This window comes from Massilia sp. S19_KUP03_FR1 (genome assembly GCF_036688685.1).
In the GTDB taxonomy this organism is placed as follows: domain Bacteria; phylum Pseudomonadota; class Gammaproteobacteria; order Burkholderiales; family Burkholderiaceae_D; genus JALYUM01.
On the sequence record NZ_JAQQPS010000014.1, the window covers coordinates 58,871 to 73,471 of the forward strand.

Here is a 14,601-nt window from a genome sequence, read left to right on the forward strand (position 1 = left end):
ATGCTGCAACCAGCACGCAGGAAGTATCGTAAAGAGCAGAAAGGCCGTAACACCGGCATTTCGCACAGCCGCGGCACCGCGGTCTCGTTCGGTGAGTTCGGCTTGAAAGCAACGGTCCGCGGTCGTATCACTGCCCGTCAGATCGAAGCTGCTCGTCGCGCCATGACCCGTCACATCAAACGTGGCGGTCGTATCTGGATCCGTATTTTCCCGGACAAGCCAATTTCGAACAAGCCAGCTGAAGTTCGTATGGGTAACGGTAAAGGTAATCCAGAGTACTACGTCGCTGAAATCCAGCCAGGCAAAGTCCTGTATGAGATGGACGGCGTTGATGAAACACTGGCGCGCGAAGCATTCCGCCTGGCTGCCGCCAAACTGCCACTGGCTACGACCTTCGTCGTACGTCAAGTTGGTCAATAAGAGGAGTCGGATATGAATGCAACAGAACTCCGCGGCAAGGACCAGGACGCTCTGCAAAAAGAGCTGAATGAGTTGTTGAAAGCTCAGTTCGGTCTGCGCATGCAGATCGCAACCCAGCAGCTGGGCAACACGTCCCAGTTGAAAAAAGTACGCCGCGACATCGCGCGTGTGAAAACGGTCATGAACTCGAAGGATGCCAAATGAACGACACCACTACTGTCAAAACGGCGCTGAAGCGTACGCTGGTCGGCAAGGTCGTGTCCGACAAAATGGACAAGACGGTTACCGTCCTGATCGAGCGTCACGTCAAGCACCCGCTGTACGGCAAAATCATCATGCGCTCGAACAAGTATCACGCGCATGACGAAGCCAACGAAGTCAAAACGGGTGATACCGTCGAGATTTCGGAAGGTCGTCCGATCTCGAAGACGAAAGCATGGACGGTTACCCGTATCGTGCAAGTAGCTCCGATCGTTTAAGTTCGAAACAGCTGTGGTAACACGGCTGCAAAATTAGTTCTTGCGGGCCCGCCAGTATTCTGCGATACTAGCGGGCTTCGTTCATGTGTCGCCGAAATTTGTCACCCCGGTGGCTGCGGCCTGTAACGAAAGTTTTTGGAAAGTCCATCACCCAATCAATGCACTCCAGCAGGAGCGTATTGGCGGGACCAAGACTGACCGCAGGCCCACCTCCGTGGGATTTCTGAGGCTTAAGTTGGGAAAGAGAATACTATGATTCAAACTGAAAGCCGGCTCGAAGTAGCCGACAATACCGGTGCCAAGGAAGTTATGTGCATCAAGGTATTGGGTGGTTCCAAGCGCCGCTATGCAGGCATTGGTGACGTCATCAAGGTAACCATCAAGGTTGCTGCGCCACGTGGCCGTGTCAAAAAAGGTGAAATTTATAACGCTGTGGTTGTGCGCACCGCCAAAGGTGTGCGCCGCCAAGACGGCTCCCTGGTGAAGTTCGACAGCAACGCTGCTGTACTGCTCAACGCCAAGCTGGAACCGATCGGAACGCGTATTTTCGGACCAGTCACCCGCGAACTGCGGACTGAGAAGTTCATGAAAATCGTGTCCCTGGCACCTGAAGTTCTGTAAGGAGTCGTAATGGATAAGATTCGTAAAAACGACGAAGTCATCGTGCTGACCGGTAAAGACAAGGGCAAACGTGGCGTGGTTCAAGTGCGTGTAGACGCAGAACACGTTGTGGTTGAAGGCGTCAACGTCGCTAAAAAAGCGACCAAGCCTAACCCAATGACCGGCGTAACTGGTGGTATCGTCGACAAGACTATGCCGATTCACGTGTCCAACGTTGCATTGTTCAATGCAGCGACTGGCAAGGCAGACCGCGTGGGCTTTAAAGATGTTGACGGCAAAAAAGTCCGCATCTTCAAGTCCAGTGGCGAAGTAGTGAAAGCGTAAAAATCATGGCCCGTTTACAAGAGTTCTACCAAGCAAACGTCGTCGCCGCTCTGACCGAAAAATTCGGTTACACGTCGTCGATGCAAGTGCCACGCCTGACCAAGATCACCCTGAACATGGGTGTTGGTGAAGCGATCGCTGACAAGAAAGTGCTCGAGCACGCTGTGTCCGACCTGACGAAAATTGCTGGCCAGAAGCCAGTGACGACGAAGTCGCGCAAAGCTATCGCTGGTTTCAAAATCCGCGAAGGCTATCCAATTGGTACCATGGTCACCCTGCGCGGTGCCCGTATGTACGAATTCCTGGATCGCTTCATCACCGTGGCTCTGCCACGCGTGCGTGACTTCCGTGGTGTGAATGGCCGTTCGTTCGACGGTCGCGGCAACTACAATATCGGTGTCAAGGAACAGATCATTTTCCCTGAGATCGAATATGACAAGATTGACGCGCTGCGCGGCATGAACATCAGCATCACGACCACCGCAAAGACCGACGACGAAGCGAAAGCTCTGCTCGCCGCCTTTAAATTCCCGTTCAGGAACTGAGATCATGGCAAAACTAGCACTGATTAACCGCGAACAGAAGCGTGCAGACCTGGTGGAGAAATTCGCCCCGAAGCGTGCCGCTCTGAAAGCCATCATCGACGACCAGTCCAAAACGGACGAAGAACGTTACGAAGCTCGCCTGAAACTGCAAGCGCTGCCACGCAATTCGGCTCCGACTCGCCAGCGTAACCGCTGCGCGATCACGGGTCGTCCACGTGGTACGTTCCGCAAGTTCGGCCTGGGCCGTATTAAGCTCCGTGAATTCGCCATGCGTGGTGAAATTCCGGGCATGACCAAAGCAAGCTGGTAATAGGAGAATATGCAATGAGTATGAGCGATCCTATCGCCGATATGCTGACCCGCATTCGCAACGCCCAGGGCGTACAAAAGACGACCGTGGCGATGCCTTCGTCGAAAGTCAAAGTAGCGATTGCCAACGTCCTCAAGGACGAGGGTTACATTGAAGATTTCGCAGTAACTGCCGAAGATGGCAAAGCGGAACTCAAAATCGGTTTGAAGTATTACGTTGGCCGTCCAGTCATCGAGCGCCTCGAGCGCGTGTCCCGTCCGGGCCTGCGCGTCTACAAAGGCAAAGATGAAATCCCAACCGTGATGAACGGCCTGGGTGTGGCAATTGTGTCGACCCCGCAAGGCGTGATGACCGACCGCAAAGCTCGCGCCACTGGCGTGGGCGGCGAAGTCATCTGCTACGTGGCTTAAGGAGTAGACGATGTCTCGAGTAGCTAAGATGCCAATCGCAATTCCAGCTGGCGCCGATGTGGCGATCACTGCAACTGCGATTACCGTCAAGGGCCCGCTGGGCACCTTGACCCAAGCCCTGAACGGCCTGGTCAAAGTAGAAAACAACAACGGCAGCCTGTCGTTCGACATTGTCGACGACAGCCGCGAGTCGAATGCGATGTCGGGTACCTTGCGCGCCCTGGTCAACAATATGGTGACCGGTGTAACCAAGGGCTTCGAGAAGAAGCTGTCACTGGTCGGCGTGGGCTACAAAGCCCAAGCTGCTGGCGACAAGCTGAATCTTTCGCTGGGTTTCTCGCACCCTGTAGCGCACCAAATGCCTGCAGGCGTCACCGCAACCACGCCAACCCCTACTGAAATCGTTATCAAAGGTATCGATCGTCAGCAGGTAGGCCAAGTTGCCGCCGAAGTGCGTGCTTACCGCTCCCCTGAGCCTTACAAAGGCAAGGGCGTCCGCTATGTGGACGAAGTGGTTAAGCTTAAAGAAACCAAGAAGAAATAAGGGCTGACCATGGACAAGAAAGAATCACGTCTGCGTCGTGGACGCCAGACCCGCATCAAGATCGCGGAACTGAAAGTAAATCGCCTGTCGGTGCACCGCACCAACCTGCACATTTACGCCAGCCTGATCAGCCCGGACGCCAAAGTTCTGGTGTCGGCTTCGACCTTGGAAGCGGATGTACGCGCCGAGTTGGCTACCCAGAGCGGCAAAGGCGGCAACGCTGCTGCTGCAGCACTGGTCGGCAAACGCGTCGCCGAAAAAGCAATCCAAGCCGGAATCACCGAAGTTGCGTTCGACCGCTCCGGTTTCCGTTACCACGGCCGTGTCAAGGCGCTGGCTGAAGCCGCGCGTGAAGCCGGTCTGAAGTTCTAAGGAAGAATCGTCATGGCAAAAATGCAAGCAAAAATGCAAAGCGACAAGCCGGATGATGGCATGCGCGAAAAAATGATCGCGATCAACCGCGTGACCAAAGTGGTCAAGGGTGGTCGTATCATGGGCTTCGCAGCATTGACCGTGGTCGGCGACGGCGATGGCCGTATCGGCATGGGCAAGGGCAAGTCGAAAGAAGTACCAGTCGGTGTGCAAAAGGCAATGGAAGAAGCCCGTCGCAACCTGATCAAGGTACCTCTCAAGAATGGCACCCTGCACCACAGCGTGACCGGCCAGCACGGCGCGTCGAAAGTCATGATGTCCCCGGCCAAGCCAGGTACAGGCGTGATCGCCGGCGGCGCAATGCGCGCTATCTTTGAAGTGATGGGCGTGACTGATGTGGTGGCGAAATCCACCGGTTCGTCGAACCCATATAACCTCGTCCGCGCAACGCTGGATGGCCTGTCGAAGATGAGCACCGCTTCCGACATCGCCGCCAAACGTGGCAAGTCGGTCGAAGAGATCCTGGGTTAAGGAATACATCATGGCAAACACCATCAAAGTGCAACTGGTCAAGGGCCTTATCGGCACCCGCCAGGATCACCGTGCCACCGTGCGCGGCCTGGGTCTGCGTCGTGTTAACTCGGTTTGCGAGTTGCAGGACACCCCATCCGTTCGTGGCATGATCAACAAAGTCTCGTACCTCGTTAAAGTTGTCGCGTAAGCCTTCGGGCTTACGACACGGAGAAACATATGGAATTGAACACTATCCAACCAGCAGAAGGCGCGAAGCACTACAAGCGTCGCGTTGGTCGTGGTATCGGCTCGGGCATCGGTAAAACCGCTGGTCGTGGTCACAAAGGTCAGAAATCGCGTTCGGGCGGCTTTCATAAAGTCGGTTTCGAAGGCGGTCAGATGCCTCTGCAACGCCGTCTGCCTAAGCGCGGCTTCAAGTCCCTGAACGCTACGTTCAAGGCTGAAGTGCGTCTGTCCGACTTGAACAACCTGGCGGTCGGCGATGTCGACATCCTGGTGCTCAAGCAGGCCGGCATTCTGCCAGTGCTGGCGCGCGATGTGCGCGTTATCCTGTCCGGCGAGATCACCGTTGCGGTGAACTTGAAGGGCATTAAAGCAACCGTTGGCGCGAAAGCAGCCATCGAAGCAGCTGGCGGCTCGGTCGCTTAATTGCGACTGAACCTGATCGGAGCAGAAATTGGCGACTAATTCACAACTTGGTAAAAGTGCCGCTTCCGGATTCCCTTGGGGCCGGTTGTGGTTTTTGCTCGGCGCGTTGGTCGTGTACCGTATCGGTGCGCACATTCCGGTCCCCGGAATTGACCCGGTACAACTGGCCAACCTGTTCAAGCAGAACGAAGGCGGCATCCTGGGCATGTTCAACATGTTCTCGGGCGGCGCCTTGTCCCGCTTTACAGTGTTCGCACTTGGCATCATGCCGTACATCTCGGCCTCGATCATCATGCAGTTGGTGTCGATCGTTTCTCCGCAGATGGAAGCGTTGAAAAAAGAAGGCGAAGCAGGCCGCCGCAAGATTACCCAGTACACCCGGTATTTCACGGTGGCCTTGGCAACCTTTCAGGCGTTCGGCATTGCCGTGGCACTCGAGTCGCAACAGGGTCTGGTGTTAGATCCAGGCATGGCCTTCCGCTTCGTCACTGTCGTGACGCTGCTGACCGGGACCATGTTCCTGATGTGGCTGGGCGAGCAGATCACCGAGCGTGGCCTGGGTAACGGCATTTCGATCATTATTTTTGCGGGCATTGCGGCCGGTTTGCCGTCAGCACTGAGTGGCTTGTTCACTTTGGTGTCGAACGGTTCGATCAGCAGCTTTTCGGCGATTTTCATTGTGATCCTGGTCGCAGCGGTGACGTATTTCGTGGTGTTTGTCGAGCGTGGCCAGCGTAAAATCCTGGTCAATTACGCCAAGCGTCAAGTCGGCAATAAAGTGTACGGCGGCCAAACCAGCCACCTGCCTTTGAAGCTGAACATGGCCGGCGTGATCCCGCCGATCTTCGCGTCGTCGATCATCCTGTTCCCGGCGACCATTGTCGACTGGTTCACGAAGGGTAAGGACACCAGCAGCCCGGTGATTCGTTTCCTGAAGGACCTGGCGGCATCGATGGGACCTGGCGAGCCGATCCACGCTCTGCTGTATGCAGTGGCGATCGTGTTTTTCTGCTTCTTCTATACGGCGCTGGTGTTTAACAGCAAAGAAACAGCAGACAACTTGAAGAAGAGTGGTGCATTTGTTCCCGGGATTCGTCCAGGCGACCAGACCGCACGCTACATTGACAAGATTCTGATGCGCCTGACTTTGGCCGGCGCGGTGTACATCACTTTGGTGTGCCTGCTGCCAGAGTTCATGCAAGCCCAATGGAAGGTGCCGTTCTACTTCGGTGGTACTTCGCTGTTGATTATTGTGGTTGTCACCATGGACTTCATGGCACAAGTACAAAACTACGTCATGTCGCAGCAGTACGAATCGTTGCTGCGCAAGGCAAATTTCAAGGGCGGCATCCCGTCGCGTTAAGCGGCGCCAACCGGAGCAAATAGAACGCATGGCAAAAGACGACGTCATTCAAATGCAGGGCGAGATTCTTGAGAATCTCCCAAATGCGACATTTCGCGTAAAGCTGGAAAACGGGCACGTGGTGCTTGGACATATCTCGGGTAAAATGCGCATGAATTACATTCGCATTCTCCCTGGCGACAAGGTCACGGTGGAATTGACGCCGTATGACCTGTCCCGGGCTCGTATTGTGTTCCGGACCAAGTAAAAATATTTAAGTAATCGAACCAAGAAGAGAGTGCAAAAATGAAAGTTCTCGCATCAGTCAAGCGGATCTGCCGCAACTGCAAGATCATCAAGCGCAAAGGCGTAGTCCGCGTAATCTGCGTGGAACCACGTCATAAGCAGCGTCAAGGTTAATTTCGAGGAATAACGAATGGCACGTATTGCAGGGGTCAACATCCCAAATCATCAGCACACTGTTATCGGCCTGACGGCGATCTACGGTGTGGGCCGTCCACGCTCGCAGAAAATTTGCGATGCTACGGGTGTTCCGACCAATAAAAAGGTCAAAGACCTGGACGATAACGAACTCGAGAAACTGCGTGACGAAGTCGGCAAGTTTGTCGTAGAAGGCGACCTGCGTCGCGAGCTGTCCATGAACATCAAGCGTTTGATGGACTTGGGTTGCTACCGCGGCATGCGTCACCGCAAGGGCCTGCCAGTGCGTGGTCAGCGTACCCGCACCAATGCTCGTACCCGCAAAGGTCCGCGCAAGGCAGCTCAATCGCTTAAGAAATAATCTAGGAAGCAAACATGGCTAAGCAACAAAACAGCGCAGCAGCAGCGCGCGTCCGTAAAAAGGTCAAGAAGAACGTTGCCGAGGGCATCGCCCACGTGCACGCGTCCTTCAACAACACCATCATCACGATCACCGATCGTCAGGGCAATGCTCTGTCGTGGGCGACGTCCGGCGGCGCCGGCTTCAAGGGTTCGCGTAAATCGACCCCGTTTGCAGCGCAGGTTGCAGCCGAAGCAGCAGGCAAAGTCGCAGTTGAGTGCGGCGTGAAAAACCTGGAAGTGCGTATCAAGGGCCCTGGTCCTGGTCGTGAATCCGCTGTGCGCGCGCTGAACAACCTGGGCATCAAGATCACCGAGATCCAGGACGTTACGCCAGTTCCACACAACGGTTGCCGTCCTCCGAAGCGCCGTCGTATCTAAGACTCAGCTTAAGCGTCACCGCTTAAGTTGAACTTGGCGAGCCTTGGCTCGCCGATTTGTCGTTAGAGGGATACATCTTTGTGCGGTTACTTTTGTCTCCGTCAAAGAAGCGCCGATGCAGTGCCCCGAAATGGGCTATACTGCCCGGCTGTTATCGCCTGCCGTCACGCATTTGTGTGGGGCATCAGCAGGTTTATTGTTAGCCACCGTCCGTTCTCAAGCTGAACTGGACTAGCGCCCGTCACATCCCAGGATGGACTTGGGGCGTCATTTTTAAAGGAAATACCGTGGCACGTTATATCGGACCTAAAGCAAAACTGTCCCGCCGTGAAGGTACGGACCTGTTCCTCAAGAGCGCACGTCGCTCGCTGGACTCGAAGTGCAAACTGGACGTCAAGCCAGGCCAGCACGGTGTCAAGTCGGGTGCCCGCACCTCGGACTACGGCAATCAGCTGCGCGAAAAGCAAAAAGTCAAACGCATGTACGGCATCCTGGAACGCCAGTTCCGCCGCTACTTCGCTGAAGCAAACCGTCGCAAAGGCAACACCGGCGAAACCCTGCTGCGCCTGCTGGAAGCGCGTCTCGACAACGTCTGCTACCGCATGGGCTTTGGTTCGACCCGCGCTGAAGCGCGTCAATTGGTCAGCCACAAAGCTTTCACCGTCAACGGTAACGTCGTGAACATCGCTTCGTACGCTGTCAAGTCGGGTGACGTCATCGCCGTGCGCGAAAAAGCCAAAAAGCAAGTACGTATCATGGAAGCCCTGTCGCTGGCTGAACAGATCGGCATGCCGAGCTGGGTATCCGTTGACTCGAAGAAAATGGAAGGCACCTTCCGTTCGTTCCCAGAGCGTAACGAGATCGCCAACGACGTCAACGAAGCACTGATCGTCGAACTGTACTCGCGTTAAAAAACCCGTCACTCCTTTGTGGGTGACGATGCTATACCGCCTGCTCTTCGAGCGGGCGTTTTCACATTCCATCAGCCTTATCGGTGTAACGAGCCGAGGGTATTGAAGAGGACACTCATGCAAAACAGTTTGTTGAAGCCACGTATCATCGATGTCGAGGCGCTTGGCGCCGGTCACGCCAGAGTCGTGATGGAGCCATTCGAACGTGGTTACGGCCATACCCTTGGTAACGCGCTGCGTCGCGTTCTGCTGTCGTCGATGGTCGGCTACGCGCCAACCGAAGTGACGATCGCCGGCGTCGTGCACGAGTACTCGTCGCTCGACGGCGTTCAGGAAGACGTCGTCGACCTGCTGCTGAACCTGAAGGGCGTGGTCTTCAAAGTCCACAACCGTGATTCGGTGACGCTGACCCTGAAGAAGGAAGGCGAAGGCGCCGTCCTGGCATCGGACATCGACCTGCCGCACGACGTCGAGCTGATCAACCCGGACCACGTGATTGCCCACCTGACCGCTGGCGGCAAGCTGGACATGCAGATCAAGGTCGAAAAAGGCCGTGGTTATGTACCAGGTAACGTCCGTCGCCTGTCGGAAGACACCAACAAGACGATCGGCCGCATCATCCTGGACGCGTCGTTCTCGCCAGTGCGCCGCGTGTCGTACTTCGTTGAATCGGCCCGCGTTGAACAGCGTACCGACCTGGACAAGCTGATCATCAACATTGAAACCAATGGCGTGATCACCCCGGAAGAAGCAATTCGCCAGTCGGCCCGCGTACTCGTGGACCAATTGAACGTGTTTGCTGCCCTGGAAGGCACGGAAGCCGCCGCCGAAGCACCATCGCGTGCACCGCTGGTCGATCCGATCCTGCTGCGTCCAGTCGACGATCTCGAGTTGACCGTTCGTTCGGCCAACTGCCTGAAAGCCGAAAACATCTACTACATTGGCGACCTGATCCAGCGTTCGGAAAACGAACTGCTCAAGACGCCAAACCTGGGCCGCAAGTCGCTCAACGAAATCAAGGAAGTCTTGGCTTCGCGTGGCTTGACCCTCGGTATGAAGCTGGAAAACTGGCCGCCTGCCGGCCTGGAAAAGTAATTTTGTAGCACCTGTCCGGGCGCTTTTGCCCGGGCAATTAACCACCCCTTATAACCGGCCCGCGTCCAATCGACGATCGAAGAGCTGGGATAAACACACTCGAAAGGAATTACCATGCGTCACCGTCACGGCCTTCGCAAGCTGAATCGTACTTCGTCCCACCGCCTCGCCATGCTGCGCAACATGACCGTTTCCCTGCTGCGTCATGAAGCCATCAAAACCACCGTGCCAAAAGCCAAGGAACTGCGCCGCGTTGTCGAGCCAATCCTGACCCTGGGCAAGACCGATACCCTGGCAAACAAACGCCTGGCATTCGCTCGCCTGCGCGACCGCGAGATGGTTCTGAAACTGTTCGCTGAACTGGGCCCACGTTACGCCAACCGTAACGGCGGCTACCTGCGTATCCTGAAAATGGGTTTCCGCGTAGGCGACAATGCACCAATGGCTTACGTTGAACTGATGGACCGTCCAGAAGTCACCGATGCTGAAGAAGCGCCAACCGCCGAGTAATCGACGGCTGCTTCCATAAAAAACCAGGCCGCGTGCCTGGTTTTTTTACGCAGGTACGTGCTGGCGCGGAATGCGCGCCCGGCACACGCCGAGCACCAGTTGGCGCAGCCAACGGTGGGACGGGTCGGCCTCGGCGCGTGGATGCCACATCTGGGAGATGGTCAGCGATTCAACCGTCACTGGCAGCGCAAAGACCCAGCAGCCGTCCGGTTGTGCGGCCGGCAGATAGGAGCCCGGCAGCAAGGCCACCAGGTCGGATGCGCGCGCAATCGCCAGCGCCGCAGGAAAGCCGGGCACCACGGCGACCACCTGGCGTTCCAGTCCAAGCAAGGCCAAAGCCATGTCGACCGGCCCGCTCGCGCGCCCGCGCCGGGACGCGACCACGTGCAGGGCTGCCGCGTACCGCTCGGCCGTCATCGGGCCACTGGCCAGTGGATGTCCTGCGCGGACCACGCCGACATAATGGTCGCGAAACAGCGCCTGCACGCGTACTTCCGGGCCCATATTTCCGACCACCCCAATTTCGAGGTCGGCCGAGCCATCGCGCAGGTAAGCCGAGGTTTTTTCGATTTTGGGCGCGAAGCGCAGGCGCACCAGCGGCGCCGCGCTGCTGGTGGCAGCGATCAGCGCCGCGCCGAAAGACTCGACGAATCCGCCATTGGCGCGAATGGTGAAGGTGCGCTGCAGCCTGGCCAAGTCCGGTTCCAGGCCGCTTGGACGCAGCAGGGCGCGCGCGTCGTGCACGGTTTGGTGGGTACGCTCGCGCAATGCTTCGGCGCAGGGCGTCAACACCATGCGCCGGCCGGCGCGCACCAGCAGCAGATCGCCGGTCGCTTCGCGCAGGCGGGCCAGCGTGCGGCTCATGGCCGACGCACTCAGGCCAAGCCGGCGGGCGGCGCCGGCGACGCTGGCGTCGTTCAGCAGCGCGTCCAGCGCAATCAGGAGGTTCAGGTCAGGGTCTGGCATGGCGCCATCGTACCATTCGATAACATGGCGTCGCGTGCATGGATTCATTGCAGCACGTGCGTCTTCCGCCTTGTTGCTCGCATGTCCATAATGGCGCCAATGAACCTTTGGATGACGCGATGAGCTTATTTATTGACTTGCCCGGCGACGATGGCTTGCCCGGCGCGCAACGGCGCCTGGCCATGATCGCCTTGACCACCGCACTCGCACTGACCGTCCTCGATGGCACGATCGTCAACATCGCGCTGCCGCAAATCGCCACCGCACTCGAAGTGACTGCCGGTGCGGCCATTTGGGTGGCAAATGGTTACCTGCTGGCGGTCGCCATGACACTGGCGACCTTTGCCTCGCTGGCGTCGCGTGTTGGCTACCGCAACCAGTTGGCGGCGGGCATGGCAATTTTTACGCTGGCCTCGCTCGGATGCGCGCTGGCGCCGTCCATCGATGTGCTGATCGGCATGCGCTTGTTGCAAGGGATCGGTGCGTCGGCGATTCTGAGTATCGGCCCCGCCATTGTCCGCACAATTTTCCCGAATCGCCTGCTGGGCAGGATCCTCGGTGTGAATGCCCTGATCGTGGCGTCGTTTACGGCCGTTGGCCCGACGCTGGGCGGGCTGCTGTTGTCGGTGTCTACCTGGGAGTGGCTGTTCGCCATCAATGTGCCGCTGGGCGTGATCGGCGTTGTGCTGGCCCTGCGCGCCATTCCATTCACCCGCAGTGTGGCACGGGGACGCTTCGACGGCGCCGGTGCGCTGTTGTCCGCCGCTGCGATGGGGGCCCTGATCATGGCCGCAGAAGCTTGCCAGCGGCTGGGTGCGCCCGGCCAGGCGGTCCAGGCCGCAGAGGATGCCGTTGCCTACGGTGCCGCCGCCGTCCTGGCCGGCATCGGATTCGTCTGGCGCCAACGCCGCGCCAGCGATCCCTTGCTGCCCCTGGCAATCTTTGCCACAGCGCGCTTTTCGATGGCGGCGCTAACCTCGCTGATCTCCTTCGTTGGCCAGGGCATGGCCTTCATTGCATTACCGTTCCTGTTCCAGTCGAACTACGGCTACAGCGCACTGCACGCGGCGCTGCTGTTCACGCCCTGGCCGCTCGGCATCATCCTGGCCGCGCCGCAAGCGGGGAAATTATCCGACCGCTATCCGCCGATTGCGCTATCGAGCGCCGGGCTGGCCATCTTCACGCTTGGCCTGGCGCTGCTGGCGATGTTGCCGGCGCATGCGCAGACCTGGGATATCTGCTGGCGCGGCTTTATTTGCGGTATCGGCTTCGGTTTTTTTCAGAGTCCGAACAACCGCGAAATGCTGTCGAACACGGCGCGTGAACACAATGCCAACGCGTCGGGCGTGCTGGCCATCATGCGTACCTTCGGCCAGTGCTTCGGCGCGGCGCTGATGGGCATTATCCTGTCGGTGTTCGGCTCGCACCTGGCGCATGGCGCCGGCACGCTCGCCAGTGCGGCGCAGGATGCGCATGCAATCCGCCTGTCGCTGTGGGTCGCCGCCGCCGCCACCGCGATGGCAACCGTCATCAGCCTGAGCCGCCTGCGTGGCCTCAGGCCAGATGCGGCGCCATCACCTCCGCCAGCCAGTCCATGAAACCGCGCGCGCGCCGGCTCAGGTGGCGCCGGCTCGGGTAGAGTAGCGTCACCGGCATCGGCGCCGCGCAGTAATCGGGCAGCACGCTGACCAGGCGACCGTCGGCCAGCATGGCGGCGATCCCGGACAGCGGCGCCTGGATGAGCCCCAGCCCGGCCACGCAAGCCGACTGATAGGCGTCGCTGTTGTTCACGGCCAGCGCGGCCGGCACCTCGATACTGCGCCGCGCGCCGCCTTCCATGTATTCAAACAGCGCAGCGCGTCCGCCCAGCGCCGGCGCATAGTCGACCAGTCGGTGGCGCGCCAGATCGGCCGGGGATGCCGGCGTGCCGAAGCGGGCCACGTACGCCGGACTGGCGCAATTGACCATCGGGAATGCACCCAGCGGCCGCGCCACCAGTGACGAATCGGCCAGCCAGCCGACGCGCAGGATGCAATCGAACCCTTCCTGCACCACATCGACCAGCCGGTCGGTGCTGGACAGGTCGAGCTGCAGGCGCGGGTGCAGTTCGAGAAACGCGGGCAGGGCGGGGATGACGATATTGCGGGCGATCGCCACCGGCAAGTCGACCCGCAGGCGCCCGGACAAGCCCGCATCGCCCTGCTGGAACATGCTCTGCAATTCATCCAGCTCGGCCAGCATGTCGCGGCTTCTCTCGTAGAACGCCAGGCCATCCTGGGTCATCGTCACCTTGCGCGTGGTGCGCTGCAGGAGGCGGGTGCCCAGCTCCGCTTCCAGTTCCCGCACCGCTGCCGACGTGCTCGCCTTCGCCAGCCCCAGGCTGTCGGCCGCCTGGGTAAAACTGCCCAGCTCGGCAACCCGGACAAAAATTTTCATGACATCGATGCGGTCCATGGTTTTCCTCGATTGTATGGCATGAGCGAACAGTCAAACTATACCTGCTATCTTTGTGTGGCATCGATGTCGCAATACACTGGCTGCATCACTCACCCACCAGGAATGGACATGACCCAGAAAATCGCACTCATCACCGGCGGCAGCCGCGGCCTCGGCAAAAACACGGCGCTGCACCTGGCCGCTCAGGGCGCGGGCATCGTGCTGACCTACCGCAGCAAGAAGGAAGAAGCCGACGCAGTCGTCGCCCAGATCGTCGATGCGGGTGGCAAAGCGGCCACGCTGCAACTCGATACTGCGCTGGCCGGCACATTTGCCGCCTTCACCGACAGCCTGCGCGCAACCCTGCAGGCCGGCTGGGGCCGCGCGACGGTCGACTTCCTGGTCAATAACGCGGGCGTCGGTGTGCACGCGCCATTTGCCGCGACGACGGAAGAGCAGCTCGACGAGATGTACAACATCCACCTGAAGGGCGTGTTCCTGCTGACGCAAGCGCTGCTGCCGGTGATCGCCGACGGCGGCCGCATCGTCAACATTTCGTCGGGCCTGGCCCGTTTCGCCACGCCGGGTTTCTCGGCCTACGCCGCCATGAAAGGCGCGATCGAAACGCTGACGCGCTACCTGGCCAAGGAACTGGGCGCACGCGGCATTGCCGTCAACACCGTGGCACCAGGCGCCATCGAGACCGATTTTGGCGGCGGCGTGGTGCGCGACAACGTCCAGATGAACGCGTACATTGCCTCCCAGACCGCACTGGGCCGGGTCGGCGTGCCCGACGATATCGGCGGCGCCATCGCTGCTCTGCTGAGCGAGAACAGCGGCTGGATCAACGCCCAGCGCATCGAAGTATCCGGCGGCATGTACATCTGATGCGTTGCGTGACATGAGGTAGACT

Annotated in this window: 25 protein-coding genes; 23 read left to right on the forward strand and 2 right to left on the reverse strand. The window is 58.7% G+C overall.

Annotated features, from left to right (window positions below):
* The 21 genes from rplP to rplQ all read left to right on the forward strand — a co-directional run bounded on the left by rplP (position 1) and on the right by rplQ (position 10,286).
* The gene (gene rplP / locus V6M87_RS16475; protein WP_332877737.1) at positions 1 to 420 is read left to right on the forward strand and encodes a 50S ribosomal protein L16; all 420 of its coding nucleotides are present in this window, start codon (positions 1 to 3) and stop codon (positions 418 to 420) included.
* Between the two features lie 12 nt (positions 421 to 432).
* Positions 433 to 624, forward strand: a complete 192-nt coding sequence (rpmC, locus tag V6M87_RS16480) for a 50S ribosomal protein L29 (protein ID WP_332877738.1) — start codon at positions 433 to 435, stop codon at positions 622 to 624.
* Complete coding sequence (rpsQ, locus tag V6M87_RS16485; RefSeq protein WP_332877739.1) at positions 621 to 899, forward strand: 30S ribosomal protein S17; 279 nt, start codon at positions 621 to 623, stop codon at positions 897 to 899. Before rpmC ends, rpsQ begins: the two co-directional genes overlap by 4 nt.
* Positions 900 to 1,151: 252 nt before the next feature.
* A complete protein-coding gene (gene rplN / locus V6M87_RS16490; RefSeq protein WP_099916730.1) occupies positions 1,152 to 1,520 on the forward strand; it encodes a 50S ribosomal protein L14 in 369 nt (122 codons plus the stop codon).
* Between the two features lie 9 nt (positions 1,521 to 1,529).
* Complete coding sequence (rplX, locus tag V6M87_RS16495; protein WP_332877740.1) at positions 1,530 to 1,844, forward strand: 50S ribosomal protein L24; 315 nt, start codon at positions 1,530 to 1,532, stop codon at positions 1,842 to 1,844.
* A gap of 5 nt (positions 1,845 to 1,849) precedes the next feature.
* On the forward strand, positions 1,850 to 2,389 hold the full coding sequence (gene rplE / locus V6M87_RS16500; protein ID WP_332877741.1) for a 50S ribosomal protein L5: 540 nt from the start codon (positions 1,850 to 1,852) through the stop codon (positions 2,387 to 2,389).
* A 4-nt stretch (positions 2,390 to 2,393) separates the two neighbouring features.
* Positions 2,394 to 2,699 (forward strand): 30S ribosomal protein S14, encoded by a 306-nt coding sequence (gene rpsN, locus V6M87_RS16505; RefSeq protein WP_332877742.1) that lies wholly within the window; start codon positions 2,394 to 2,396, stop codon positions 2,697 to 2,699.
* 14 nt (positions 2,700 to 2,713) lie between these two features.
* A complete protein-coding gene (gene rpsH, locus V6M87_RS16510; RefSeq protein ID WP_332877743.1) occupies positions 2,714 to 3,109 on the forward strand; it encodes a 30S ribosomal protein S8 in 396 nt (131 codons plus the stop codon).
* A gap of 10 nt (positions 3,110 to 3,119) precedes the next feature.
* Positions 3,120 to 3,653 (forward strand): 50S ribosomal protein L6, encoded by a 534-nt coding sequence (rplF, locus tag V6M87_RS16515; RefSeq protein WP_332877744.1) that lies wholly within the window; start codon positions 3,120 to 3,122, stop codon positions 3,651 to 3,653.
* Positions 3,654 to 3,662: 9 nt separating this feature from the next.
* A complete protein-coding gene (rplR, locus tag V6M87_RS16520) occupies positions 3,663 to 4,025 on the forward strand; it encodes a 50S ribosomal protein L18 (protein WP_332877745.1) in 363 nt (120 codons plus the stop codon).
* Positions 4,026 to 4,037: 12 nt separating this feature from the next.
* Entirely contained in the window at positions 4,038 to 4,556 is a 519-nt protein-coding gene (rpsE, locus tag V6M87_RS16525) for a 30S ribosomal protein S5 (RefSeq protein ID WP_332877746.1), read from the forward strand.
* A gap of 10 nt (positions 4,557 to 4,566) precedes the next feature.
* The gene (gene rpmD / locus V6M87_RS16530; RefSeq protein WP_332877747.1) at positions 4,567 to 4,746 is read left to right on the forward strand and encodes a 50S ribosomal protein L30; all 180 of its coding nucleotides are present in this window, start codon (positions 4,567 to 4,569) and stop codon (positions 4,744 to 4,746) included.
* A gap of 29 nt (positions 4,747 to 4,775) precedes the next feature.
* Positions 4,776 to 5,207 (forward strand): 50S ribosomal protein L15, encoded by a 432-nt coding sequence (rplO, locus tag V6M87_RS16535; RefSeq protein WP_332877748.1) that lies wholly within the window; start codon positions 4,776 to 4,778, stop codon positions 5,205 to 5,207.
* A gap of 28 nt (positions 5,208 to 5,235) precedes the next feature.
* Positions 5,236 to 6,570, forward strand: a complete 1,335-nt coding sequence (gene secY / locus V6M87_RS16540; RefSeq protein ID WP_332877749.1) for a preprotein translocase subunit SecY — start codon at positions 5,236 to 5,238, stop codon at positions 6,568 to 6,570.
* Between the two features lie 28 nt (positions 6,571 to 6,598).
* Positions 6,599 to 6,817: a translation initiation factor IF-1 gene (gene infA / locus V6M87_RS16545; protein ID WP_005663428.1), complete on the forward strand. Its 219-nt coding sequence runs from the start codon at positions 6,599 to 6,601 to the stop codon at positions 6,815 to 6,817.
* A gap of 38 nt (positions 6,818 to 6,855) precedes the next feature.
* Complete coding sequence (gene rpmJ / locus V6M87_RS16550; RefSeq protein ID WP_010394471.1) at positions 6,856 to 6,969, forward strand: 50S ribosomal protein L36; 114 nt, start codon at positions 6,856 to 6,858, stop codon at positions 6,967 to 6,969.
* 16 nt (positions 6,970 to 6,985) lie between these two features.
* Positions 6,986 to 7,351: a 30S ribosomal protein S13 gene (gene rpsM / locus V6M87_RS16555; RefSeq protein ID WP_332877750.1), complete on the forward strand. Its 366-nt coding sequence runs from the start codon at positions 6,986 to 6,988 to the stop codon at positions 7,349 to 7,351.
* Positions 7,352 to 7,365: 14 nt separating this feature from the next.
* Positions 7,366 to 7,770: a 30S ribosomal protein S11 gene (rpsK, locus tag V6M87_RS16560; protein ID WP_070245981.1), complete on the forward strand. Its 405-nt coding sequence runs from the start codon at positions 7,366 to 7,368 to the stop codon at positions 7,768 to 7,770.
* Positions 7,771 to 8,057: 287 nt separating this feature from the next.
* Positions 8,058 to 8,681 (forward strand): 30S ribosomal protein S4, encoded by a 624-nt coding sequence (gene rpsD, locus V6M87_RS16565; protein WP_332877751.1) that lies wholly within the window; start codon positions 8,058 to 8,060, stop codon positions 8,679 to 8,681.
* 117 nt (positions 8,682 to 8,798) lie between these two features.
* Positions 8,799 to 9,776: a DNA-directed RNA polymerase subunit alpha gene (locus tag V6M87_RS16570; RefSeq protein WP_332877752.1), complete on the forward strand. Its 978-nt coding sequence runs from the start codon at positions 8,799 to 8,801 to the stop codon at positions 9,774 to 9,776.
* Positions 9,777 to 9,890: 114 nt separating this feature from the next.
* Positions 9,891 to 10,286, forward strand: coding sequence for a 50S ribosomal protein L17 (rplQ, locus tag V6M87_RS16575; RefSeq protein ID WP_332877753.1), 396 nt, complete (start codon positions 9,891 to 9,893; stop codon positions 10,284 to 10,286).
* A gap of 45 nt (positions 10,287 to 10,331) precedes the next feature.
* Here the strand turns inward: rplQ and V6M87_RS16580 are convergent, their stop codons facing one another.
* The gene (locus tag V6M87_RS16580) at positions 10,332 to 11,252 is read right to left on the reverse strand and encodes a LysR family transcriptional regulator (RefSeq protein ID WP_332877754.1); all 921 of its coding nucleotides are present in this window, start codon (positions 11,250 to 11,252) and stop codon (positions 10,332 to 10,334) included.
* Between the two features lie 119 nt (positions 11,253 to 11,371).
* On the opposite strand from V6M87_RS16580, the gene V6M87_RS16585 reads away from it, so the two are divergent.
* The gene (locus tag V6M87_RS16585; protein ID WP_332877755.1) at positions 11,372 to 12,850 is read left to right on the forward strand and encodes an MFS transporter; all 1,479 of its coding nucleotides are present in this window, start codon (positions 11,372 to 11,374) and stop codon (positions 12,848 to 12,850) included.
* Here the strand turns inward: V6M87_RS16585 and V6M87_RS16590 are convergent.
* Positions 12,807 to 13,706, reverse strand: coding sequence for a LysR family transcriptional regulator (locus V6M87_RS16590; RefSeq protein ID WP_332877756.1), 900 nt, complete (start codon positions 13,704 to 13,706; stop codon positions 12,807 to 12,809). The genes V6M87_RS16585 and V6M87_RS16590 overlap by 44 nt on opposite strands.
* 111 nt (positions 13,707 to 13,817) lie before the next feature.
* On the opposite strand from V6M87_RS16590, the gene V6M87_RS16595 reads away from it, so the two are divergent.
* Entirely contained in the window at positions 13,818 to 14,576 is a 759-nt protein-coding gene (locus V6M87_RS16595) for an SDR family NAD(P)-dependent oxidoreductase (RefSeq protein ID WP_332877757.1), read from the forward strand.
* Positions 14,577 to 14,601 lie beyond the last annotated feature (25 nt).

Coding starts and splice junctions, on each gene's coding strand:
- rplP (WP_332877737.1), top strand. CDS start 1: ATGCTGCAACCAGCACGCAGGAAGTATCGTAAAGAGCAGAAAGGCCGT.
- rpmC (WP_332877738.1), top strand. CDS start 433: ATGAATGCAACAGAACTCCGCGGCAAGGACCAGGACGCTCTGCAAAAA.
- rpsQ (WP_332877739.1), top strand. CDS start 621: ATGAACGACACCACTACTGTCAAAACGGCGCTGAAGCGTACGCTGGTC.
- rplN (WP_099916730.1), top strand. CDS start 1,152: ATGATTCAAACTGAAAGCCGGCTCGAAGTAGCCGACAATACCGGTGCC.
- rplX (WP_332877740.1), top strand. CDS start 1,530: ATGGATAAGATTCGTAAAAACGACGAAGTCATCGTGCTGACCGGTAAA.
- rplE (WP_332877741.1), top strand. CDS start 1,850: ATGGCCCGTTTACAAGAGTTCTACCAAGCAAACGTCGTCGCCGCTCTG.
- rpsN (WP_332877742.1), top strand. CDS start 2,394: ATGGCAAAACTAGCACTGATTAACCGCGAACAGAAGCGTGCAGACCTG.
- rpsH (WP_332877743.1), top strand. CDS start 2,714: ATGAGTATGAGCGATCCTATCGCCGATATGCTGACCCGCATTCGCAAC.
- rplF (WP_332877744.1), top strand. CDS start 3,120: ATGTCTCGAGTAGCTAAGATGCCAATCGCAATTCCAGCTGGCGCCGAT.
- rplR (WP_332877745.1), top strand. CDS start 3,663: ATGGACAAGAAAGAATCACGTCTGCGTCGTGGACGCCAGACCCGCATC.
- rpsE (WP_332877746.1), top strand. CDS start 4,038: ATGGCAAAAATGCAAGCAAAAATGCAAAGCGACAAGCCGGATGATGGC.
- rpmD (WP_332877747.1), top strand. CDS start 4,567: ATGGCAAACACCATCAAAGTGCAACTGGTCAAGGGCCTTATCGGCACC.
- rplO (WP_332877748.1), top strand. CDS start 4,776: ATGGAATTGAACACTATCCAACCAGCAGAAGGCGCGAAGCACTACAAG.
- infA (WP_005663428.1), top strand. CDS start 6,599: ATGGCAAAAGACGACGTCATTCAAATGCAGGGCGAGATTCTTGAGAAT.
- rpmJ (WP_010394471.1), top strand. CDS start 6,856: ATGAAAGTTCTCGCATCAGTCAAGCGGATCTGCCGCAACTGCAAGATC.
- rpsM (WP_332877750.1), top strand. CDS start 6,986: ATGGCACGTATTGCAGGGGTCAACATCCCAAATCATCAGCACACTGTT.
- rpsK (WP_070245981.1), top strand. CDS start 7,366: ATGGCTAAGCAACAAAACAGCGCAGCAGCAGCGCGCGTCCGTAAAAAG.
- V6M87_RS16570 (WP_332877752.1), top strand. CDS start 8,799: ATGCAAAACAGTTTGTTGAAGCCACGTATCATCGATGTCGAGGCGCTT.
- rplQ (WP_332877753.1), top strand. CDS start 9,891: ATGCGTCACCGTCACGGCCTTCGCAAGCTGAATCGTACTTCGTCCCAC.
- V6M87_RS16580 (WP_332877754.1), bottom strand. CDS start 11,252: ATGCCAGACCCTGACCTGAACCTCCTGATTGCGCTGGACGCGCTGCTG.
- V6M87_RS16585 (WP_332877755.1), top strand. CDS start 11,372: ATGAGCTTATTTATTGACTTGCCCGGCGACGATGGCTTGCCCGGCGCG.
- V6M87_RS16590 (WP_332877756.1), bottom strand. CDS start 13,706: ATGGACCGCATCGATGTCATGAAAATTTTTGTCCGGGTTGCCGAGCTG.
- V6M87_RS16595 (WP_332877757.1), top strand. CDS start 13,818: ATGACCCAGAAAATCGCACTCATCACCGGCGGCAGCCGCGGCCTCGGC.